At 76.5% G+C, this 294-nt stretch carries 1 pseudogene; it reads left to right on the top strand.

Features of this window, described 5'->3' with window-relative positions:
* Positions 1–294: pseudogene (locus tag AA75_RS42610) on the top strand (AMP-binding protein); the annotation flags it as partial.

Raw genomic sequence — 294 nt, 5'->3', positions numbered from 1 at the left:
CCAGGTGGGCCGCCGCCCCGGTACGACGGTGACGGCGACGCCGTGATCGTGTTCACCTCCGGCACCACCTCCGCGCCGCGCGCCGTGGTGCACACCCGGGCCACACTGGCCGCCGGGATGCGCACGGTGGACGGCCTGGTACGGCCGGGGCCGGGCGCGGCGGTGCTCGGCGGCACCTTCTTCGTACTGGTCCCGGCACTGGCGGCGGGGGCGTCGGTGGCGCTGTCGGCCCGCTCACCGAAGGTGCTGGGCCGTCAGCTGGCCCGGCTGCGGCCGGACGAGACCTATCTGACG

Source organism: Kitasatospora sp. MBT63, assembly GCF_000710465.2.
Classification (GTDB): domain Bacteria; phylum Actinomycetota; class Actinomycetes; order Streptomycetales; family Streptomycetaceae; genus Kitasatospora.
Note: the sequence above shows the minus strand (reverse complement) of the source record. Positions and strands in the feature narration are given on the sequence as shown.